Here is a 24,501-nt window from a genome sequence, read left to right as displayed (position 1 = left end):
TAAATAGTTAAGGAGATATGTATGAATTTAATTACATTAGAAAATATAACTAAGACTTATAGTGAGAAAATCTTATTAAACAACGTAACATTGAATATAAATGATGGAGATAAAATTGGTTTAATAGGTTTAAATGGAGCAGGAAAATCAACATTACTTAAAATATTAACAGGAAGAGATGAATTCTTTGATGGGAAGATAGTAAAAGGGAAAAATATAAGAATAGAATATTTAGCACAAGATACAAAATATGATGATAATTCTACTATATTAGAACAGATATTTAGAGGAGATACTCCTGAAATGAAACTTTTAATGGAGTATGAAGAGTTACTAGAAAAGGTTAATAGTGATGTATCTCTTAATGATAAATTAATAGCACTTCAAAGTAAAATAGATACTATGAATTTATGGGATTTAGAAAGTGATGCTAAAACTATTTTGACTAAACTTGGAATAAGTGATTTTAATAAAAAAATGTCAGAGTTATCTGGAGGTCAAAGAAAAAGAGTATTTTTAGCTTCTTCATTAATAACCCCTTGTGAGCTACTAGTATTAGATGAGCCTACTAACCATCTTGATTCTGAGTCAATAGAGTGGTTAGAGGAGTACTTAAATTCAAGAAAAGGCGCTTTAATAATGATTACTCATGATAGGTACTTCTTAGATAGGGTAACAAATAAGATACTAGAACTAGATAGAGGAAACCTTTATTTATATAATGGAAATTATAGTGACTTTCTAGAGAAAAAAGCTGAAAGATTACAAGTGGAAGCGGCTAAAGAAGAAAAAAGACAAAAGCTTATTTTAAAAGAGTTAAAATGGGTAAGAAGAGGTGCGAAGGCTAGGACTACTAAACAAAAAGCAAGGCTCCAAAGATTTGATGAATTAGTTAATACTGAATATATAACAGTAAATACTGATATAGAAATGCCTTTTATAGGAAGAAGATTAGGTAAAAAGATAATAGAAATAAATAATATATCTAAAGCATTTGATAATAAAGTTCTAATTAAAGATTTTAATTATATTTTTTCTAAAGACGATAGAATAGGTGTAATAGGAAAAAATGGTGCTGGAAAAACTACTTTAATAAATATGATAATTGGTGCGTTAAGACCTGATAGTGGAGAGATAGAAATTGGAGATACTGTAAGTATAGGAGCTTTCTCACAAGATAATACTCATATGGATTTAAATCAAAGAGCTATAGATTATATAAAAGAAGGCGGGGAAAATATACCAACTGAAGATGGGTACAATATAACAGCATCTCAATTAGCTGAAAGATTCCTTTTTGATGGTACGCTTCAATATACTCCAATTGAAAAACTATCAGGTGGAGAAAGAAGAAGGTTACATTTACTAAGAGTGTTAATGGAATCTCCCAATGTACTTATTCTAGATGAGCCTACAAATGATTTAGATATTGAAACTCTTAAGATATTAGAAGACTTTTTAGATGAGTTCTTAGGGGTAGTAATTATAGTATCACATGATAGATATTTCTTAGATAGATTATGTAATAAAATCTTTTCATATGAAGGTAATGGAATAGTTAAACAATATGTAGGTAATTATAGTGATTATTTAATACATAAGGAATATGAGATAAAGCCTGAGAAATCTCAAACTGAAGTAAAGGAAAAGAAGTCTAATCAAAAAGAAAATAAAAATGTTTCTTCTAAACCTAAATTTACTTTTAAAGAACAAAAGGAATTTGAAGAAATTTATTCTGTTATAGATTCTTTAGAAAATGAACTTACTGTGATAGAAGATAAAATGGCAAAAAATGCTTCAAATTATGGAGCTCTAAATGAACTTATGAAAGAAAAGGAATCTATAGAAGAGGAACTTTTATTTAAATATGAGAGATTAGAATATTTAGAAGATATTGCTAATAAAATTGAAGAATATAAAAACAGATAAATTTAGAAGTAATAGCTTTCTCATTTTGCATTATTATAGTATAATATTTGTGTAACAAGACTCACAAATATAATGTGAAAAGGAGAAAAACTATGAAGAAACTTATTAAAAGTTTAAGTGTTTTATTAGTATCTTTTGTTTTAGTTGGTTGTGGTAGTAAAAGTGCTAATGTAGAATTAAAAGAAGGATTAACTGCTAAAGATGTAGTAGCAAAGGTTGGAGAAGAAGCACCTCTGCAAATGCCTCAAGAATTCGATGAACAAATGGCTACTGATATAGCTAAATTAAACTTAGATGATGTTGAAGATTATGGTATTATTAAAGCAATGGTTATTAACTCTGCGGATGTAGCAGCTGTTGTAAAGGCTAAAGAAGGAAAGGTTGAATCCGTTAAAGCTGTTTTACAAGATGTACTTGATACAGAAAAAAATAATGCATATTTACCAGATCAAAAAGAAAAGTTAGAAAAAGCTATACTTACTGTAAAAGGTAACTATGTTATATTATTAGTTAATGAGGATATTAAAGCAGCGGAGAAAGCTGTAAATGAATGTTTTAAATAAGATTAAAATCAAAAGCTAGATGAGAAAATTTTCTTATCTAGCTTTTTTAGAAAGGATTTAGTATGGTTTTCAGTAGTCTAATTTTTATATTTAGATTTTTACCTATATTTGTAGGAGTATATTATATAACTCCATATAAATATAAGAATCTTTGTATACTTATATTTAGTTTATTTTTTTATTCATTTGGAGAACCTAAGTACTTTCCTATAATGGTTTCATCAATTATTGTTGATTATACAATATCATTATTAATTCAAAAGAATTTTAAAAATAGAAGTAAATGCAAAGTTTTATTATTAATATCTATAGTATTTAATATAGGGATTTTAATTTGTTTTAAATATTCAAATTTCTTTATAGAAAATATAAATTTATTGTTTAATTCTTCAATAAGAAAAATTAACTTAACATTACCACTAGGAATAAGTTTTTATACCTTTCAGACGTTATCTTATACTATTGATGTGTATAAAGGAAAGGTTGAAGCTGAGAGAAATCTAATAGATTTTGGAGCTTTCGTTTCTTTGTTTCCACAGCTAATAGCAGGTCCAATAGTAAAATATAGTGATATAAACAAAGAAATAAAAAATCGTTCTATAACTATGAGTAATTTTGAGTTAGGATTAGAGGAATTTATAATAGGATTATCAAAAAAGGTATTAATAGCTAATAATATAGGTATGCTTTGGTCTGAAATATCTAGTAAGGAATTAGTTAATATATCAACACCTCTAGCTTGGCTTGGTATAATATCTTTTTCATTTCAGATATATTTTGACTTTAGTGGATATTCATCAATGGCTATAGGCCTTGGAAAAATGATAGGGTTTAACTTCCCGAATAATTTTAATTTCCCATACATATCTAGGAGTATAACTGAATTTTGGAGAAGGTGGCATATAACTTTAGGTTCCTGGTTTAAAGAATATGTATATATTCCTTTAGGAGGAAATAGAGTGAACAAAAGAAGGGTATTTTTTAATTTATTGATAGTCTGGTTTTTAACTGGATTCTGGCATGGTGCTGAATATACATTTATTTTGTGGGGATTATATTTCTTTGTATTACTTTATATAGAGAAAATATTTTTAGAAAAAGTTCTAAAAAAATATGTAATTTTCTCGCATTTATATACCATATTCTTTTTAATAATAGGATGGTGTTTATTTGCTATAACTGATATTACTACTTTAAGTATTTATATAAAAAAGATGTTTGCTATGGATTTTAGAAGTGATTGGATTTACTATACTAGAAACTATTTTATAGTCATTATATTATGTATTATTTTTTCAACTCCAATAGTACTAAAAATATATAGTAAGCTGAATAAGGTGATTAAATCAATAATTATTGTATTGCTTTTTATAATGTCTGTAGCATATTTAGTAGATAGTAGTTACAATCCCTTTTTGTATTTTAGGTTTTAGTAGGAGGAGAGTATGATTAAAAAGATAGTAAAGTATCCAATAAGTATATTTGTCTTAATGATAATTATAATTATTACAATATTAGATATAATCAATAGAGATAAAGACTTTTCCAACTTTGAAAATAGATCCTTAGCTCAAAAGCCTGTATTCTATTTTGACGATTTTCTTAAAGGAAGATTTACTAAAGATTATGAAAGATACATTAATGACCAATTTGTTTTTAGGGATAAGTGGATAGATTTAAAATCTAGAAGTGAGTTTCTATTAGGTAAGATAGAAAATAATAATATAATTTACGGGGAAAATAATTTTTTGTTTGAAAAATATCAGAAAATAGATGAAAAAAGTTTAACTAAAAATATTGAATTTCTTTTATCTTTTATAAACAAAACACCTAAAGATAAGGTGAATTTTATGATTATTCCAAGTTCATATACTATATATAAGGATTATTTGCCTTATGGAGTAGAGTTAGTAGATCAAGAAACGTATATAAAAGATATATATAATTATTTAAATAATTATAATAATATAAATATAATATCAATAATGGATAGCTTGAAGGAGAATAAAGATAAGTATATATATTATAAAACAGATCACCATTGGACCTCATTTGGAGCATATTTAGCATATAGTGAATTTGTTAAAAATAATAATTTAACTTTAGTTGATATGAGTCATTTTAATAAGAATGAAGTTGATAATTTTTATGGAACTTACTTTTCTAAAAGTAAAAACTTTAACGCAGAAAGTGATGTAATAACTTATTATGATTTACCCAATTTAAGTGTATCTATAGATGGAGTGCCTGTTGATAATATAAATGATGACTCAAGGTGGAGCAGTAGCGATAAATATTCAGCTTTTTTAAGGGGGAATAATGGATTAACAATAATTCAAAACAATGATATTTATAATAATAATAAAATATTAGTGTTGAAAGATTCATTTGCTAATTCTTTTATTCAATATCTAGTTAATAATTATAAAGAAGTATATGTTGTTGATTTAAGAAGTTTTATTGGTAGCTTTAATGAGTTTTTTGAAAGTAATAAATTTGATGATATATTAATAATGTATAATTTTATAAATCTTGTTGAAGACGTAAATATATCTAAAATTAAATATTAATACATTTAATAACACAACTTTATTGACAATGCTATAAATATTTGATACTCTTTTAAAGGTTGATTTATATAAAAATAGGAGGAAATTATGGAAGGAACAAAAGAAGTAAAAATTTTAGTTGCTGATCCATCAGCATTAGGATTATTTGGACTAGCTGTTATAACATTAGTTGCATCATCACAAAAACTAGGACTTACAGATGGGGTATCTCTAGTATTACCTTGGGCTATCTTCTTAGGAGCTACAGCTCAATTATTAGCGTCTATAAATGATTTTAAACACAACAATACATTTGGAGCTACAGCTTTTGGAGCATACGCGTTCTTTTGGTATGCAATGGGTATGACATGGTTAATACAAAATGGAGTATTTGGAGAAAAGCTTGCATCTGCAGCTGATACAAAACAATTAGGATTTGCCTTTTTAGCATATTTAATATTTACATTATTTATGACTATTGGAGCAATGGAAACTAATAAGGTATTATTTATAATTTTTGTTTTAATTGATTTTCTATTCATAGGATTAATGTTAAATTCATTTGGAATTGTACCACATTTTGCTCATAGTTTAGCTGCGTATTCAGAACTTGGAATTGCAATTTTTTCATTCTATGGAAGTGGTGCAGCTGTACTAAACAAGCATTTTGGTAAGGTATTTTTACCAATAGGTAAGCCATTTAATATTTTTAAATAAAGAATAAATGTGATATTATAAATATAGTGTTATTGTATTAAAATATGATTAACACTATATTTTTTTATTTTATCGAGATTTAGTATAATTTTATTCCACATACAATAGTTAATTTATTTGATATAAGGAGAAATTTTATGAAAGTATCTATATTTTTAAAAGGTAAAAAGGATCCAGTTGTATATGAAGGAGAGAGAATAGATATAATAGATTTAAATTTAAATGGTATTGATTATAAGCAAGTTAGATGTTTCAATAAAAAAGGAAGCTCTAAATCGGAGTTGATTGTAAATAATTTGATAAATAAAATTATTGAGTCATAAAAGGTGCTATAACAGCACTTTTTTTATTTATCTAGAAATTTGAATTAAACATTATATCAAATTTATATAAGTTGTATTTTTATTAAAATTAGTTCTAAATTTATAGTGTTTACAATATTATAATAATGAAAAGATACTAACAGCATAATAAAATATGTATCTTGAAAAGACACTAACAGCTAATTAATATTATGCATATGCAATGTATGATATAATCATTATATAAACGTGTCTTGTATTAATTTTTAGGAGGAAAAAGATGTCTAGTGTTTTAAGTAAAATACGAGAAGAATTATATAAAGTCTCTGAAATAGATATGGAAGAAGAAGAAATAGTTAATATAAATGCAATAGAAGAGTTTATAGATAATATAGCATATTTTAGAAATGCTTCTGAAGGAGAAATAATAGAAAATTTCAGAAGAATTTTTTACTCAGGAACTGCTTGCAGCATTAAGTTATTATTCTTTATTAGAGATAAAATAAATGGATTAGGGGAGAGAAGATTATTTAGGGTTATTTTAAGATATCTAGCAAACGAGCACCCAAAGTATATAAAAGATAACTTATCTCTAATTCCTAAGTATGGTAGATGGGATGATTTATATTCTTTATTTGATACGAAGCTTGAAGATGATGTTATAGATTTATTTAAGAATCAATTACAAATAGATCTTAACTCTAATAAACCATCTACATTAGCTAAATGGTTAAAGTCAGAAAATACTTCTTCTAAAGAATCTAAAAGGCTTGGTAATAAAACAAGAAGATTGCTTGGGTATTCGCCTAAGGAATATAGACGGTTGTTATCTAGTTTAAGAAAAAAGATAGATATAGTAGAAACTAATATAAGTAGGAGAGAGTATTCTAAAATAAATTATAAGAATCTTACAAAACTAAATATAAAGAAGTATAAAAAAGCATTTTTAAGAAATGATAGAGTGAATTATGAGAAGTTTAAAATGGAAAATAATAAAAATACCTTTATATTTGAATCCATTGAGAAGATGATTTCAATTATTAGAAATGATTTGAATAATTATAATATAAACAGTATAGAAGATATGTATATTAAGAATTTAGAATATTTAATAGATATAAATATAAGGAATTTAAATTCTTTTGAAGATACTTTGATAGTTAATGGAATTGAAGGAGAGTTTACAAAAGATCAAAATAAATACTTTGATGTATTAATTGCAACGATCCTTTTATATAATAAAATGAATTCAAACAGCTTCAAAAACTATTATATGTCCTTTAAGAAGAATTCTAAATTTAATAAATTAACAGGATCGAATTATATAGAAGATATCCAAATAATTTCTAAAAACAAAGTCAATTATAATATCGATTTAAATTCTGCGTTAGACTTATTATTATTTACTAGTATAAAAAAGAATTTAAAATCTGAAGCAATTCCCAAATCTATAATGTTTATATATAATAAATCTGAAGATATTGACTTTATAGATATTAATGAGATGAATGAAAAGTGGGGAAATTCGGGATTTAAAATTCCTAGAATAAAGTTTTGGAATTTAAATAATTTATCTCCAAAGTTTTCGATAAAATATAAAGATAGTATTACGATTATTAATGGATATAACAATTCTATATGGAAGTATTTACTTGAAAGCAAAGAGATAAGTAATAGTAATATTATTATAGATAAATTTAATAATATTGAATATAAAGATTTAATTATTTAAATTAAACAATGCTAAGCATTGTTTAATGAAATATAACTTTACATAATGTTTAATATGTTTATTATGTAAAGTAGAATTTTATGATTGATTTAAGAAATTGAAATTTAAAAGCATATGTTATATATAATATGAATATAATTATATAAATCATTATAAATAAGATTATTTTGAAATACCTTTAATGAATTAAGCTATAAAAGTAATGAAACTAAAAAATATAATTATAGAAATAACAAATTTATATTAATTATGAATCTATATAAATTAAGCTGTATAAAAAATAAATTTCAAAAGCTCTTAAATTTATATATTTATATGATATAAAGACAATTTAAATTATAAAATTTGTTACATTTGAAAATAATAAGGTTTTATAAATAAAGATGTTTATAATCAAATTAATACTAATTAATATAGAAAATGAAGAATATAAATCACCAAAATATACCAAATTATTATAAAAAACCTTAAATTTTATTTCGCTAAATATACATTTATTATATTTCGTACTATTGTAATGCGAAAATCTCTGTGATATAATAAAATCAAGGCTTTAGAGAGATTTCGGGGGTGAAAAAATGTCTACAGGACGAACGAAAACATACAAATATAAAGATTTTTCTTATACTGATGACGTAAAAAGACTTTTAAATATCGAATTATCTAATAAAGATAAGAAAAAACTTGATGCAGTTTATAGTAATTATCATGATTTAGGTGTTCAGCGAGGATATGAATTTATAATTGAAGATCTATTTAAACTTGCTGAAATAAATAAGTTATCAACTTCTCAAATTGCACAAATTTATGATACAGGAATTAGAAATGTTCAAATTTGGCTTAAAGAACTTGGAATAAATCGTACTATTAAAAAAGCTCAAAAAATTACTAAGAAAAATTCTAAGGTGGATTTAGAATTGAATTCTGTTGAAAATTTAAATTCAAATACAAATCCAATCAGAAATAAATATGGTATTGAACAAGTTCAAATTAAAAATTTGCCAGAATCGGTTACTGATTTTTTAAATTACTTAGAAACAATTAAGGGGAAATCTCCGAATACTATTAAAGGTTATGAATTAGATTTAACTTTATTCTTTAAATTTTTAAAAGTATACAAAGGACTTGTTACTGATGATTCTTTGGAGTTTTCTGAAATAGATATTAGAGATATAGATAATTCATTTGTTAGAAAAATTAAATTAACAGATCTTTATGCTTTCCTATCATTTGCAGAAAAACAAAGAGATAATGGAAATTATGCAAGAGCAAGAAAAGTTGCTTCACTTAAATCTTATTTTAAGTTTCTTAATGGAAAAGCAAAAATTATTGATGATAATCCTACTCTTGAATTAGAATCACCAAAGATAAATAAAAGGCATCCAGTTTATTTAACTTTAGATGAAAGTGTTAATTTATTAAGCTCTTTAGATAAAGATAATAAGAATTATTATAGGGATTATTGTATTTTAACTTTGTTTTTAAATTGTGGAATGCGTTTATCAGAACTTTGCAGTATTAAATTAGATAAAATTAAAGGTGATACTTTAACTATAATCGGTAAGGGAGATAAAGAAAGAACGGTTTATTTAAATGAAGCTTGCTTAAAAGCTATTGATAATTATCTATCTGTTAGAGATACTTCAAAATGCACACCTGAAGATAAAGAATATTTACTACTCTCCTCCCGTTTTAAACCTATTAATAAAAGAACGGTTGAATTGTTAGTAAAGAAGCATATATTTAATTCAGGATTAAGTAATGCAAAATATACGCCACATAAATTGAGGCATACTGCTGCTACTTTGATGTACAAGCATGGTAATGTTGATATAAGAAGTTTGCAAAGTATATTAGGTCATGAAAATATATCAACTACACAAATATACACTCACGTTGATGAAGAGATTTTAAGAGATGCTGTAAATTCAAATCCATTATCAAAATTGTAAAATGTTAAAAAAATAAAATGTATAAATAAAAAAGGTTAAGAGAAAAAACATCTTAACCTTTTTTATTTAATTAGTACTTCCCTTTTAACTTTCTAACTCCAGGGAAGATTTCTTCTGTAGCTTCTTCTAGTGAATCATCACCTAATATATCTAAATCATCTATGTATTCAATATGATCAAAAGCATCAACATAATCACTTGATTCATTTTCTAAAGTATACTCTCCTACTTCATCAAATTCTTCAGTTGATAGCTTTTCTTCTTTTAAAGCTTCTAACATCTTTTTATATTCATTTTCTAAAAATTCATTTTCTTCAACTGTTTTAGCTATATCTTCAATTTTTATAGCTCTTACATCTATACCTTCTTCTTCTAAACAGTCGCCACAGTTATCACAAATCCTATTAGGATATATGTCACAATAATCGTCTTCTGTGAATTTCTTGAAATCCATAAATACACCACCTTTGTTTAAAGTTAAACTAAACTTAATTATACCAAATAAATATTAAATAATCAAATTATATAAAAAATAAATACTTTATGCTTTAATTTCTACTATTTATTTAATTGGAATAGATCAAATTATCCTACTAAATTTCATTAGTGATTTTATAATTTGCTATAAGAACATAAGTTTTAAGAACGTTCGTTTTGAGAACATAAGTTTGATATTATCATACTTTTATGCTATAATAATAGAAATAAAGAGAGGTGTTATAATGAACGAAGTAAAAGATAAACAATTAGAAATTTATGAGTTCTTAAAGATATATACAGAAAACAAAGGTTATCCGCCTTCAGTAAGAGAAATCTGTGATGCTGTTAATTTAAGATCTACATCGACTGTTCATGGTCATTTAAAAAGATTAGAGAAAAAAGGATTAATAAGAAGAGATCCAACTAAACCTAGAGCGTTAGAAATCATGGAAACATCAAATTCAAAGAAGGAAATGTTGAATATACCTTTAGTTGGAAGAGTTACAGCAGGAACACCTATTTTAGCAACGGAAAATATAGAAGACACATTCCCTATTCCTATGGATTACATAAAACATAATGAGGAATTATTTATGTTAAAAGTAACAGGTAATAGTATGATTAATGCAGGAATACATGATGGAGATTATGCCATTATAGAAAAAGCTCCAACAGCTAAAAATGGAGATATAGTTGTAGCACTAATTGAAAATGATGCCACTATAAAAAGATTTTTTAAAGAAAAAGATCATATAAGACTTCAACCAGAAAATGATGCACTATCTCCTATTATTGTTGAAGACTGCATTATTTTAGGTAAATTAGTTGGTTTGTTTAGAGCATATTAGAAAATAAGATTCATACAATATTGTATGAATCTTATTTTTTACTACAAATCAAGGAGGTGCAGACTTTGAAAATTTCTATTTTAAAAAGTGGTAATAATAAAAATAATGACTCCATAGATCAACATAATAAAGGTCATATTATAAAAAAGGACTTTTCTACCCTAATATTACTTATTAAAGTCATTGTAGCATCTGTTTATGCCTTTGGGCTTGGATATAGCTTATTTTTTAGTGGTGATGATTTTATTAAAGTAGGAATCAAATTTTTACTTATACTCATTGTTTTATATTTCTTAATGGAATTTCCTTATGCACTTATAAAGGCATCCTTATTACCCAATGCTTTTAAAAAAGATATAATCAATTTAAATTTAAATCCGTATAATATGAGTATATCAATATCTTCTAAGAAGGCTATATCTAAAGATAGAGTGTTGATAGCATCAATAGTTCCTTTTATAATATTAGCTTTAGCACCAACTATAATTAGTTATATATTAGAATTTAATATGTATTTGTATGCTATTGCTTCAGCTTCAGCAATAATTTCTATGCCAGACTTAGTATTTTTAATAGTTTTAATTAGAGATGAATCTGTTGGAGAAAGTTTAATAATTACTCCTTACGAATATATTAATTCAAATATAGGACTAAACGAAACTTCAATTGATTTAGAGAAAGATGATGCTGTAGAATGCAAAGATGAATTTTGTTGTCAGTTATTAGAAAATATAGATAAAAACAAGATTGAAGATGAGTTGATTGAAAAAAATGAAAATCCTGATTATATTAAAGAAATGATTCTTAACGTTGATAATGCTGATGAATAACAAAAACACTAGCTAATTGCATAGCTAGTGTTTTTGTTAAATATAAAGCAATTTTAGATTATTCAATTATATTATTTAATGAAATTAATATACCTATCTTAGCATGATCAAAAGTAAGACCACCTTGTAAATAAGCTATGTAAGGCTCTCTAATTGGTGCATCAGCTGATAATTCAATTGAAGATCCTTGAATAAATGCTCCAGCAGCCATTATAACTTCATCATTATATCCAGGCATAGCCCAAGGTTCACATTCAACAAATGAGTCTATTGGAGAACCTTTTTGAATCCCCTTACAGAATTGTATAAGCTTTTCTTTATCACCAAACTTAATAGCTTGAATAATATCACTTCTTTTTTCATTATATTTAGGAAGAACATCAAAGCCTGCAAGTTCCATTATTCTTGAACAAAATACAGCACCCTTTACAGCTTCCATAGCTATATGTGGAGCTAAAAATAATCCTTGATATAATTGTCTCATAACGCCAAATGTTGAGCCACACTCTCCTCCGATTCCTGGAGTTGTTAATCTAAAGCTTGCTTGCTCTACACATTCCTTTTTACCAGCTATATATCCACCAGTTGGTGCAATCCCACCACCTATATTCTTTATAAGAGAACCTGCAATCAAATCAGCTCCAACGTCTGTAGGCTCTATAACATCAATAAATTCGCCATAGCAGTTATCAACAAAAACAACTACATCTTCTCTTATGTTTTTTACAAACTTTATTACTTCACCAAGCTCTTTAACTAAGAATGAATTTCTCCATCCGTAACCTGTACTTCTTTGAATATGTACAAGCTTTATAGTTTTATCTGATTCTAAAGTTTCTTTTATTTTATCTAAATCAAATTTACCATCTTTTAGGTCAACTTGCTTGTAATTAACTCCATATTCTCTTAGTGAACCTATATTTTCTTTTCCACTTATTCCTATTATGTTATGTAATGTATCATAAGGTGCTCCTGAAATACATACCATTGTATCTCCTGTTCTTAAATTACCCATTAAAGCACAACCTATTGCATGTGTACCATTAACAAAATGAGGTCTAACTAAAGCACTTTCAGTATTAAATATTCTAGCATAAACTTTATCTAATGAATCTCTACCTATATCATCATATCCATAACCAGATGAATTAGTAAAATGAGATTCACTTATCCTCTCATCTTGGAAAGCCTTTAATACTTTCAGTTGATTATATTCTCTTATTTCATCATAAGATTCAAAAACCTCTTCTACATCTTTTAAAGCTTTCTTATATAGCTCAAATGTTTGAGGCTTAAAATTGAAGTTTTTCATCATTAATTCTTCTGTTTCTCTTAGCATAACCTTATTATTACATATCATTTAATAATATGTAATTTCTCCCTTCTAAGTAATTAAATAAGCTATTATATAACATAAATAAAATATTATCATATTTTAGCATAATTTCATAGTATATATGTTGCAATAAAGACAAAGGTTTAAGATTAGCTAAAAGTAAATTATAAGGTTAAATATAAGTAAATAAAGTTTTCTTAATTCAAGATAAAAATAAAATACAATTTAAGTACAGTCATTATATAAATAAAAAGTAGGCTAATTAAGCCTACTCTTCATCATTATTAAATAAAATTGGTTTTGCTGGTGTTATAGTTGTTATTGCGTGTTTATAAACTAACATTTGCTTACCATCGCTATCAAGAACTACTGTAAAGCTATCAAATCCTTTTACATACCCTTTTAGTTGAAATCCATTAGTTAAGTATATTATAACTGAAATCTTATTTTTTCTTGCTCCATTTAAAAATATATCTTGTAAATTGTTTGGTTGTTTATTCACCATATTCACCTCCGCATAATTCTTACAATCCTATTATACAATTTATGGTAGTAATTCACCAACTATTCTTTTAAAGATCTCTTCTTCACTAAATAAATCTTTATCTAAAAAAATAGCTCTTGGGTCTCTTCTAAACCAAGTTAATTGTCTTTTGGCATAATTCCTTGAACCCTGTTTAATCATTTCTACAGCTTCATCTATGGATATTTTACCTTCTAAATAATAAAAGATTTCTTTATACCCTATTCCCTGCATTGACTGTACAGATGAATTATACCCCATTTCTTTTAATTTTATACATTCCTCAAGTAACCCTTTATCCATCATTATATCTACTCTTAAGTTTATTCTATTATAAAGCTTTTCTCTATCCATATTGAGTACATAATAACTTACATCATATGGTCCATTATAAAATTCTTCTCCTGCATTAAATGAACTAAAAGGCTTTTTAGTTAACTTATACACTTCTAAAGCTCTAATAACCCTTTTTCTGTTATTATAATGAATTTCCTTATAACTTATAGGATCAATTTCTTTAAGCATATTATGGATATATTCATTACCATGCTCTTCTGCAAGCTCTTCTAATTCATTTCTATAATCTAAATCATTTTCTGCTTCTGTAAAGTTCATATTACAAGTTAATGCATTTATATATAACCCTGTACCACCAGTTAGTATTGGAAGCTTTCCTCTTGATATAATATCATCTATACATTTTTGCGCCATTTCCTTATAGTCAGCAACAGAAAATGGAGTGCTAGGATCTACTACGTCTATCATATGATGTGGAACGCCACACATTTCTTCTTTAGTAATTTTAGCAGATCCTATATCCATATACTTATAAATTTGCATTGAATCAGTTGAAATTATTTCACCATTTAATTCTTTTGCTAATTTTATAGATAAATCTGTTTTACCAACTGCTGTTGGACCTGCTATAACTAAAACTTTTTCTTTCATTGTTACTCCTTTTATACTATTCTTCTAAACTTTTTATCTAATTCATAGTTTGTAAACTTTATGATTACAGGTCTACCATGAGGACAATGGAATGGATCATCTATATATCTTAAATCATTTATTAGTTTTTCCATTTCCATTTGATTTAAATAATCATTAGCCTTAACAGCAGCTTTGCATGCAAGTGTTGCAATTCTGTTGTACTTTACTTCTGTTGTCTTTCCGCTACCTAATGATTTGATATTATCTAATATATTAATAAATAAATTCCTTGGATCTAGCTTACCTAAGAAATAAGGTACTTCTTTTATTGCTATAGTATTTCCACCAAAGTTTTCAATAGAAAAACCTGCCATAGTAAATACATTTGAATTTTCCTCATAGTAGCAGAAGTCATCTGTAGTTAAATCAATTAAAGTAGGTACTAATAATTGTTGTACTACTATATCCCCATCTTCTATACTCTTTAAGTATTTTTCAAAAAGAATCTTTTCATGAGCAGCATGCTGATCTATCATGTATAATACTTCATCATATTCAGCTAGTATATATGTTTTATTAAACTGCCCTATTATTCTTAAATTAGGAAACTTTGCGTTTCTATTTTCTATATTATTTGAAGTTTCTTTATTTCTTACTACATCTTCATTATTTACCACATCATTGTTACTTGATATATCTCTGTTTATTTCATTGTTATAAGTTTCTCTTTTATCTTCATAAACTACAGAATTTGAATCATAGTTTACAGGCTTATACTCAATATCATTGCCATTATTCATACTATTGGTATTATTATGTGTTTTAATATCTAGTTTACCAAGTTCTTTTAAGTTCTTAAGATTATTATAAAGTTCTTCTTCTCTTCTTAAATCCTCATAAGAAACTCCTGGTATAGACTTTATTTCATTTTCTTTATTATTACTATCATCATATTGAGATAAAGGTAAATTATTTGAATAAGTATCATTTAAATTTATATTAAAAGATATTTCCTCAACAACTTCAGTTGGAACTTCATTCTTTTCTTCTTTTTCCTCTTCAGGGATATAGAAATCATTAAAGACTTCACTTTTAAAAGCCTTATGAACTGCATCAAATACCTTCTTAAATATCCCTCTATCTTCCTTAAACTTAATTTCAGCTTTTGTTGGATGTATATTAACATCTACAAACTCTGGATACACTTCAAGGAATAAAACAAAGAAAGGAAACTTATTTACTGTAGCAAATGACTTAAAAGCATTTTCTATTGCTGCTACTATAGTTTTATTCTTTATATATCTACCATTAACAAAAATACTTTGATTATTTCTAGATCCTCTAGCTATTTCTTCTTTACCTATATATCCATATAAATGAATTGCATCTTCTGCACTTTCAAAGTATATTAAGTTTTCACTTATAGATTTTCCATATACAGTTCTAATAACATCTTTAAGATTGCCAGTACCATAAGTATGTAATACCTTCTTACCGTTATTATAGAACTTTATAGATACATCTGGATTAGATAAGGCTATCCTTGAAACTATATCACTTATTAATGCACCTTCTCTTGAAGTAGATTTTAAAAACTTTCTTCTAGCAGGGACATTGTAAAATAAATCTCTAACTTCTATTATTGTTCCTTTATTAGTTCCTGTTTCAGATTTTGAAAGTATTTCTCCACCTTCTATTGAAATTTCAGAACCAAAGTCTTCTCCATCTATTTTACTTCTTAATAATACCTTTGCTATAGATGCTATAGATGCCAATGCTTCCCCTCTAAAGCCTAATGTCATAATAGAATATATATCCTCTACATTTTGGATCTTAGATGTTGCATGAGGCATAAAAGCCTTTTTAATATCATCTTTGTGTATTCCATTACCATCATCTATAATTCTTATTAAAGAAATACCACCTTCTTCTATTTCGATGGTGATATTTTTTGCTTCTGCATCTATTGAATTTTCTACTAATTCTTTTACAACTGAAGAAGGGCGTTCAACCACTTCTCCAGCTGCTATTTTATTAGAGGTATGTTCATCTAATAGATTTATTCTTTTCATATAATCACCTCAATTACGTACCCTATTAATTACCTTATCCTATTATCTACTTAACCCTTTTAGCTTCAAGAATTAACTTGTATAAGGTATTCATTGCATCCATAGGAGTTAATGCCATAACATCTATATCAGCAATTGAACTTATTAAATTTTCTTTTTCTATCATTGTAAAATTTATTTGATAATCGTTTATTTCATCTTTTGAATTCTTTTTCTTTTTAGGGTCTTTCTTTATATTAGTATCTTCTAATACTGTATTGTTTATAGGCTCACTTTCTTTAGCTATATAGCTTTCATTAGATTTCTCTTTAGCACTATCTAATGAGTTACTATCTGAAGATGTAACTGATGCTTCTATAGCTTCATTAACACTAGCAGATTTATTTACTCCATCTTTCTCAAACTTATCAGTTGCAACTTCTTTAATTGAAGTAACATCTAATGAATTACTACTTGATGTACTTTCTAGTGAAGATAATATTTCTTTAGCTCTATCAATAACTTCTGTTGGTAATCCAGCTAGCTTTGCAACTTCTATACCATAAGATTGATCTGCGCCACCTTCTACTATCTTTCTTAAGAAGATTATATTATCATCAACTTCACTTACAGCAACAGAGTAGTTTTTAACACCTTCTATAACGCCTTCTAGTTTAGTTAATTCATGATAATGGGTAGCAAAAAGTGTTTTACACTTAAGATCATTATTTTTAGATATATATTCTATTACAGACCAAGCTATACTAAGTCCATCATATGTTGATGTTCCTCTTCCAACTTCATCTAATAAAACCAAGCTTTTAGATGTAGCATTCTTTAAGATGTTAGATACTTCCCACATCTCAACCATAAAGGTAGATTTTCCCCCTGCTAAATCATCAGAAGCACCTATTCTTGTAAATATCTTATCACATATAGAAATATTAGCAGATTTAACTGGAACAAAGGATCCTATTTGAGCCATAAGAGTTATAAGTGCCACTTGTCTCATATATGTAGACTTACCTGCCATATTAGGACCAGTAATAAGTAAAAGTCTATTATCATTTGAATTTAATGTAGTATCATTAGAAACAAATTCACCTTTACCAATTACTTTTTCTACAACTGGATGTCTTCCTTCATTTATTTCTATAATTCCATCTTCATTTATACTAGGTTTAACATAATCATTTTCTACAGCTATTAAAGATAATGTTGATAAAGCATCTAAGTTACCAATGATTCTAGCACTTTGTTTAAGTCTTGCAATTTCCTTTTCTATTGCTTCTCTTACTTCTATAAATAAGTCATATTCTAAAGCTACTAACTTTTCTTCTGCACCTAAGATTTTATCTTCCATTTCTTTTAATTCTTGAGTTATAAACCTTTCAGCATTTGCTAGTGTTTGCTTTCTTATATATCTACCTTCAGGAATTGAGCTATAATTAGCCTTTGATATTTCTATATAGTAGCCAAATACCTTGTTGTATCCAACCTTTAATGATCTAATTCCTGTAAAATCTCTTTCTCTATTTTCTAAAGCTGCAATCCATTCCTTACCATGAAGTTTAGCTGTTCTTAAACTATCTACCTCTTCATTGTAGCCGTCCTTAATTATGTTACCTTCCTTTAAAGCAATAGATGGATCATCTAAAATTGCATTAGATAAAAGTTCTTTAATATCAGTAAGTTCATCTAAGTCTTTATACCATTCTTTTAATAAGTTAGAAGTTGCTTCTGATAAATGACTCTTTATACCTGGTAGCTTTTCTAAGGAGCACTTAAGTGATATTAAATCCTTCGCATTAGCATTTTTATTAGAAATTTTACCTACAATTCTTTCTATATCATAAATTTCCTTAAGTAAACTTCTTAAATCTTCATTGAAGTAAGCATTATTATATAGTTCTTCTACACCTTCTAATCTTTTTTGAATTTCAGATTTTATTATAAGAGGCTCTTCAATCCATTTTCTAATTGCTCTTCCTCCCATAGAAGTAGCAGTCTTATCTAAAACCCAAATCAAACTACCTTTTTTAGATTTTTCTTTTAGATTTTCAGTAAGCTCTAAATTTCTTCTTGAGTTACCATCTATAGTCATATAATTAATTATGTCATAATACTCTAAAAGGTTTATATTAGTTAAAGTCATCTTTTGAGTATCATAAATATACTTTAATAAGGCTTTAGATACAGTCTTAGATAAATCATTTAAATTAGTAATGCATACTTCTGAAAATTGTTCTAGAAGTTCTTCTTCAGTACAAATACTCTTACTTAAATCTCTCTTAGTAATTAGTGCTGAAGAAATAGAAGTAATTTCTGATAATAATTCATCACTTATATTAATATCTACAATTATTTCCTTTGGAGCAATTTTAGTTATTTCATCTAATAAACTGGCTTTTATTGCTGTAAAACTCGTCACTTTAAATTCTCCAGTAGATATATCAGAAGAGGCTAACCCGTAATAGCCATTATCTTCAACTATACACATTAAATATGTATTTTTATATTCGCTATCTTCAGTATTTTCTATATATGTACCAGGAGTTATAACTTTAATAACATCTCTCTTAACTATACCTTTAGCAACAGAAACATCTTCAACTTGTTCCCCAATTGCTACTTTATAACCTTTATTAACAAGTCTTGCTATATAAGATGAAGCTGCATGAAATGGGATTCCACACATAGGAGCTCTTTCTTCAAGACCACAATCTCTTCCTGTTAAAACAAGTTCTAATTCTCTAGAAGCTATTTTAGCATCTTCAAAGAACATTTCATAAAAGTCACCTAATCTAAAAAATAAGATACAATCCTTATAATTTTCTTTTATTTCAAAATATTGTCTCATCATTGGAGTTAACATATTTTTATTACCTCACATCCCTAAATTTAAGTACAAACCTTGTAAACATAAGGTTTTATGACTATTATACTATAAAGTTGCTACAATAAAAAGTAATAACTTAAAAAGGAAAATGACCCTATCAAATTTTAAATTGATAAGGTCATTTTATATATAATGATCTAAAGAGCTTATTATAATTTAATTTCTAGTTTTCAGTTTCAATATTGGTTGGATCAAATGTAGTTGGATCTATATTCATGATTAATTTAGTAACTTCATTTTCGTCAGTAACTTTCCAACCATTTTCTGATTTTTCTAAAGTTATATCTCCAGTTCTATCTGTAAATGTAACTTCATCTAAAGCTTTTATAAGAATATCATCATATAATTTATTTTGTTCTTCTTCAGTCATTTCTGTACCAGAGAAAGCTTGTGATAAAGCACTTGTAAACACCTCTTGGATTCCTTTTGCAATTACGGCAGCAATATCTGGTCCATTAACTGTAACATTAACTGTTGCATTATCTTCACCTTCAATAGCTTCTGAATTTATAGTATAAGTAAGTTTTTGTATTTCAGTAACCATCTTTTTAGAAGAATTAGTATTATTTTCTTTAACAGTACTTAATAATGTAGAAATCATTGCTTCATCAGAACCCTTAATTTCATCAAAATAAGTTTTTACTGTATCTGATGGAGATGGTTCTTTGCTTTTACAACCATAAATAGCAGTAACTGATAGTACTAAGATCATTATTATTGATATTTTTTTTAATAGTTTCATATATTTACTCCCTATTTAACTCATCTATATTTTACTATATTTCCAAGATAAAGCAATTAAATTAATTAATATATTATCTGTAAAATTATAATAAATTTAATATCAGTATAATTCTTTATATAAGAGATAAAAATAAAAAGAAAAATAATATTATAAATTAAAAACAGATAGAATTATTATTCTTTTTAATAATATAGAATATTTTCATATATTTTTCTTAGTTTAATAGAATAACTAATAATTCTTCAATGCTAAATACATCATTAGTTTCAAATAATTCTTCTAAGGTTTCAATATTTTCTTCTAAGTGTTCTACATCTTTAGAATATGTATGAGCTATGTCTACCATATCTGCATTTGTAAATTCTTTATTTTCTAAATATCTAACTACACATAGTTCTTTTATCATTATATAGCTTATTAATGCTATTTTTACCTTAGCTAAAGCATCATAGTCAAAAACAGCCTTCATAAAGTATCTAAATACAAAGTAAACTAAAATTTGTTCAAATTCATAGTTTTTTTCTTTGTAGTATTCATTAAACTTTTCGTTGATATCTAGATAAATATCTTTATCTTCTTTACTTTGCCAAAAATATCTTAAAGCATCTTCTAAACCTAAAATATCATTAGGCTTAATATGTTTTAAATCTCTAAATACTTTTATAACTTCTTTTATATTAAGATATTTTTCAGTTGTTTTTCCCTTATATTCTTTAATATCATTAATAGTTGATTCAATAAAACTCTTATCTAAATACTTGTCTTTAACTGACTTAATTGATTGAATATCATTAGAATCTATTTTTTCTTGTACTTCATTAATAAAAATAAGAACTAAAGCACATCTTATTTTTAAATCTATTTCTCTATTTTGCATGATATCAAAAACTATTTTTCTACATTGCATAAGATTAATATATAGCATTGGATTAATATCATTGTAGCTAGTGATTTCTTCATCAATTTCACTTAATTCAAATTCTACCTTATTAGATTTTCTTAGTATTATTCTTGCAGCTTCAGGACATGATAAGGATATACCAATTTCACGAGTATTTCCAAACTCCTCTAAGTAACGAGGATATTGCTTACATGTATAACAAAGACTTTCTGCTCCTAAATTATTATATATATCACATAAATTATTTTCGTTTAAAAAAGAACATCTATCTCCATTTAAGACAAAAACATTTTCTTCATCTTCATTAATTATCTTGCTTCTTAATTCATCTCCAAATGTACCATCCACAGACAAATACTTTTTATGACTTTCTTCATCTATAACTATTCCCCATCCAGCACAACAAGTATCTTCACATTCAGAAGCTATACATTCAAATTTATCAAAGTAATCTGGCTTTCGTATTTTCATTTTTAACCTCACATCATATGTATTTATATTTCTATAACAAACTAATTTTAATACTCATTAATAATGACTTCAAGCTTTAATATTTTATGAATAGAATTTATCTTTAATAAGTTTGTAAATTCTTTAAGGATATATCAATGGATTTAAAATTATTTGTTAATGTATATAAAAAAAGTCTTTAAATTACTTAAATAAGCAATTTAAAGACTTTTATCATTTTAATTAAAACTAGTTAATATAATCTTATTCCTTAATATGTTCTTGATTTAACTTTAAAGAATATATAGTTTGTTAATTATACTACAATCATGTGCGGAAAATACCATCAACTGTTATATTTTGTCCAGTTAAATAATTTGCTTTTTCTGATGCTAAAAATACAGCTGTTGCACCAATTTCTTCTGGCTTTCCAAGTCTTGCTGCATATACACTACTCTTTATCCAATTCTTTAATTCCTCTGGAAGAACTGATACCATATCTGTTTCTATAGCTCCAGGAGAAATAGCATTTACATTAATACCTATAGGAGCTAGATCTCTTGCAAGAGTCTTTGTTAATCCAAGAAGAGCTGATTTTGAAGAAGCATATGCTGAACTTCCCATTGCACCGATTGAAGCACTTGTAGAGGATATAAAAATAAGACTACCTGATTTTTCTTCTATCATATATGGAACTACTAATTTTGACATATAAAAAGGTCCATACGCATTAGTTTTCATAACTTGGTCAAATTTTTCTATTGAAGTATCCATAATTGAACCATTAAATTCAATTCCTGCATTGTTAACAAGTACATCAATAAATCCAAATTTACTTATTGACTCTTGAACCATTCTTTCACATTCATCATATTTAGATACATCTGCTTGACATATTAAAACTTCAGATCCCAATGCTATGCAAGCATCAGCAACCTCTTTAGCACGTTCTACATTGCTATTACAGTGAATAATAACATTATATCCTGCTGCTGCAAATTCCTTAGCACATGCTGCACCTATTCCCCTTGATGAGCCTGTTATAAGAGCAACTTTTTTCCCCATAAATTAATCATTCCTTTCATTTGATGATACTTTAATATTAAATACTTTTATAAATTTATTATTGTATTATTATTGGAATTTTGTATCAGTTTTACATAATATATCAAAATTATTTTACTTTGTGAATATTATGTATGATATAATATTTACGTTATTAAATCTTGATTATTCTTCTTTTAGGAGTGGTGTAAGTGTTTTCTAATAAAAATAGTTTTTTGTCTTTAGATGATATTAAATATGTCTGTAAAAAAACTTTTGGAATGTTAAAAATACCAATATTCTTTTTTAATTCAAATGATGCAATTCTATTTAAATATTCTTATAAATATAGCACTAACCCTTTATATAACAATAATAAGCAATTCTTAAGTGATTTTTTAACTATTAACGATGAAAATACTCCTATAAACATTAAATCAACAATGTATTATGAAAATTATTTTATTATTAAAGTAAATACTAGTGATAATATTAGTGGAACTCTTTTAATGGGACCAACTATTCCTTCTGAAATTGATAAAAAATCCATTAATTCTATTATGAAAAAGTTTGATATCTTAATGAAATACAGAGAAAGCTTAATTAATTACTATAATAATATTGTTATAATGGATTTTAATAGCTTTATAGATGCAGGATTACTTCTTTATCATTCTATTTATCATGATAAATTAAATTTGACTAATGTAGTAAATGTAGATGAAATGCTTATTGATATTAGCTTAAAGGATAGCAAAGCTTTTTATATTTCTAGCTCAAAGAAAAGAAGAAATAGTAGATTGCACCATTCTAAAGAATTTGAAAAAGAATTATTAAAATATATAACCGAAGGAAATTTAGAAGAAGTAATAAAGTTTTTTAGAGACAATACATTTGACGGTGATATGGGAATAAACTCTAAAAACCCTTTAAGAAATCTAAAGAATATTTTTATTAGTTATACATCAATAGTATCTCGTGCAGCTATAGAAAGTGGACTTGTTTGGGAAGTATCATTAACCCTCGCAGATTTTTATTTTGAAGCTGTGGAAGATACTAATACTATAAAAGATATAAATGATTTATTTTTAAAAATGATTTTAGATTATACAGAGCATTTAAACAAAGTTAAAATGTATAACTACTCTTCTGCTATACTTAAATGTCAGAAGTATATTTTTGAACATTTATATGAGAAAATATCACTTACTCAATTAGCAGACTATACATCTATGAATCCATGTTATCTCTCACATTTATTTAAAAAAGAAGTTGGAGTATCTATTAGTGATTACATGCAAAAAGAAAGAATTGAAGAATCTAAAAAGTTAATTATATCTGGTAAAAAATCTCTCGTAGATATTTATTCACCTTTAGGCTTTATTGACCAAAGTCATTTTTCAAAGACATTTAAAAAATTTGTTGGAATAACACCTAAGGAATATAAAACGTTATATTATTCAGATTAAAGAGACAAATAAGACTATAAATATTAAAAATATGATTACTGGGAATCAAGAAAATATAAGATTTGAGGACATTATTTAAAGTAACTGCAGAAAATTGTTTTTTTACCAAGATTAATTGCAATAGAAGCTATTAAAGATGTGATAATTGCAGCTAATTAATAGTTCTATTTGTTATATTAATAAAGGGTTATAGATTGTTAATTAGAGCACTTTATTAATATTTAATTTCTAATGTTTTGTATTATAAGTAA

20 protein-coding genes are annotated in these 24,501 nt (G+C 26.0%); 11 read left to right on the top strand and 9 right to left on the bottom strand.

Annotation, left to right across the window (positions count from 1 at the left end; genetic code table 11):
* The first annotated feature begins 21 nt into the window (after positions 1-21).
* From I2E83_RS00325 to I2E83_RS00290, 8 genes are all read left to right on the top strand, one after another.
* Positions 22-1,929, top strand: a complete 1,908-nt coding sequence (locus I2E83_RS00325) for an ABC-F family ATP-binding cassette domain-containing protein (protein ID WP_195428161.1) — start codon at positions 22-24, stop codon at positions 1,927-1,929.
* A gap of 92 nt (positions 1,930-2,021) precedes the next feature.
* Positions 2,022-2,492 (top strand): DUF4358 domain-containing protein, encoded by a 471-nt coding sequence (locus I2E83_RS00320; RefSeq protein WP_195428160.1) that lies wholly within the window; start codon positions 2,022-2,024, stop codon positions 2,490-2,492.
* A 62-nt stretch (positions 2,493-2,554) separates the two neighbouring features.
* The gene (locus I2E83_RS00315; RefSeq protein WP_195428158.1) at positions 2,555-3,925 is read left to right on the top strand and encodes an MBOAT family protein; all 1,371 of its coding nucleotides are present in this window, start codon (positions 2,555-2,557) and stop codon (positions 3,923-3,925) included.
* Between the two features lie 12 nt (positions 3,926-3,937).
* On the top strand, positions 3,938-5,062 hold the full coding sequence (locus tag I2E83_RS00310; protein WP_195428156.1) for a DHHW family protein: 1,125 nt from the start codon (positions 3,938-3,940) through the stop codon (positions 5,060-5,062).
* 87 nt (positions 5,063-5,149) lie between these two features.
* Entirely contained in the window at positions 5,150-5,758 is a 609-nt protein-coding gene (locus I2E83_RS00305; RefSeq protein ID WP_195263131.1) for an acetate uptake transporter, read from the top strand.
* A gap of 137 nt (positions 5,759-5,895) precedes the next feature.
* On the top strand, positions 5,896-6,081 hold the full coding sequence (locus tag I2E83_RS00300) for a hypothetical protein (protein WP_195263132.1): 186 nt from the start codon (positions 5,896-5,898) through the stop codon (positions 6,079-6,081).
* Positions 6,082-6,340: 259 nt separating this feature from the next.
* Positions 6,341-7,792 (top strand): DUF2828 family protein, encoded by a 1,452-nt coding sequence (locus tag I2E83_RS00295; protein ID WP_195428155.1) that lies wholly within the window; start codon positions 6,341-6,343, stop codon positions 7,790-7,792.
* 956 nt (positions 7,793-8,748) lie between these two features.
* On the top strand, positions 8,749-9,744 hold the full coding sequence (locus I2E83_RS00290; RefSeq protein ID WP_195428330.1) for a tyrosine recombinase XerC: 996 nt from the start codon (positions 8,749-8,751) through the stop codon (positions 9,742-9,744).
* 70 nt (positions 9,745-9,814) lie between these two features.
* Here the strand turns inward: I2E83_RS00290 and I2E83_RS00285 are convergent, their stop codons facing one another.
* Entirely contained in the window at positions 9,815-10,198 is a 384-nt protein-coding gene (locus tag I2E83_RS00285) for a hypothetical protein (protein ID WP_195263134.1), read from the bottom strand.
* Between the two features lie 268 nt (positions 10,199-10,466).
* Here I2E83_RS00285 and lexA point away from each other — a divergent pair, with 268 nt between their 5' ends.
* On the top strand, positions 10,467-11,072 hold the full coding sequence (lexA, locus tag I2E83_RS00280; RefSeq protein ID WP_195263135.1) for a transcriptional repressor LexA: 606 nt from the start codon (positions 10,467-10,469) through the stop codon (positions 11,070-11,072).
* A gap of 65 nt (positions 11,073-11,137) precedes the next feature.
* Positions 11,138-11,902 (top strand): metalloprotease family protein, encoded by a 765-nt coding sequence (locus I2E83_RS00275; RefSeq protein ID WP_195428153.1) that lies wholly within the window; start codon positions 11,138-11,140, stop codon positions 11,900-11,902.
* Positions 11,903-11,960: 58 nt separating this feature from the next.
* Here the strand turns inward: I2E83_RS00275 and I2E83_RS00270 are convergent, their stop codons facing one another.
* From I2E83_RS00270 to I2E83_RS00235, 8 genes are all read right to left on the bottom strand, one after another.
* Entirely contained in the window at positions 11,961-13,241 is a 1,281-nt protein-coding gene (locus I2E83_RS00270) for a methionine gamma-lyase family protein (RefSeq protein WP_195428329.1), read from the bottom strand.
* A gap of 265 nt (positions 13,242-13,506) precedes the next feature.
* The gene (gene hfq / locus I2E83_RS00265; RefSeq protein ID WP_008678807.1) at positions 13,507-13,743 is read right to left on the bottom strand and encodes an RNA chaperone Hfq; all 237 of its coding nucleotides are present in this window, start codon (positions 13,741-13,743) and stop codon (positions 13,507-13,509) included.
* A gap of 39 nt (positions 13,744-13,782) precedes the next feature.
* Positions 13,783-14,709: a tRNA (adenosine(37)-N6)-dimethylallyltransferase MiaA gene (gene miaA / locus I2E83_RS00260; protein ID WP_195428151.1), complete on the bottom strand. Its 927-nt coding sequence runs from the start codon at positions 14,707-14,709 to the stop codon at positions 13,783-13,785.
* Between the two features lie 11 nt (positions 14,710-14,720).
* Positions 14,721-16,763: a DNA mismatch repair endonuclease MutL gene (gene mutL, locus I2E83_RS00255; protein WP_195428150.1), complete on the bottom strand. Its 2,043-nt coding sequence runs from the start codon at positions 16,761-16,763 to the stop codon at positions 14,721-14,723.
* 46 nt (positions 16,764-16,809) lie between these two features.
* Positions 16,810-19,617 (bottom strand): DNA mismatch repair protein MutS, encoded by a 2,808-nt coding sequence (gene mutS, locus I2E83_RS00250; protein WP_195428148.1) that lies wholly within the window; start codon positions 19,615-19,617, stop codon positions 16,810-16,812.
* Positions 19,618-19,804: 187 nt separating this feature from the next.
* Entirely contained in the window at positions 19,805-20,383 is a 579-nt protein-coding gene (locus tag I2E83_RS00245) for a hypothetical protein (protein ID WP_195428145.1), read from the bottom strand.
* Between the two features lie 217 nt (positions 20,384-20,600).
* Positions 20,601-21,758: a flagellin lysine-N-methylase gene (gene fliB, locus I2E83_RS00240; protein ID WP_195428143.1), complete on the bottom strand. Its 1,158-nt coding sequence runs from the start codon at positions 21,756-21,758 to the stop codon at positions 20,601-20,603.
* Positions 21,759-22,064: 306 nt separating this feature from the next.
* On the bottom strand, positions 22,065-22,802 hold the full coding sequence (locus I2E83_RS00235; RefSeq protein WP_195428141.1) for an SDR family oxidoreductase: 738 nt from the start codon (positions 22,800-22,802) through the stop codon (positions 22,065-22,067).
* A 191-nt stretch (positions 22,803-22,993) separates the two neighbouring features.
* Here I2E83_RS00235 and I2E83_RS00230 point away from each other — a divergent pair, with 191 nt between their 5' ends.
* Positions 22,994-24,250 (top strand): helix-turn-helix domain-containing protein, encoded by a 1,257-nt coding sequence (locus I2E83_RS00230; RefSeq protein WP_195428139.1) that lies wholly within the window; start codon positions 22,994-22,996, stop codon positions 24,248-24,250.
* Positions 24,251-24,501: the final 251 nt, after the last annotated feature.

The sequence above is a fragment of the Clostridium sp. D46t1_190503_E9 genome (genome assembly GCF_015555225.1).
Classification (GTDB): domain Bacteria; phylum Bacillota; class Clostridia; order Clostridiales; family Clostridiaceae; genus Clostridium.
Note: the sequence above shows the minus strand (reverse complement) of the source record. Positions and strands in the feature narration are given on the sequence as shown.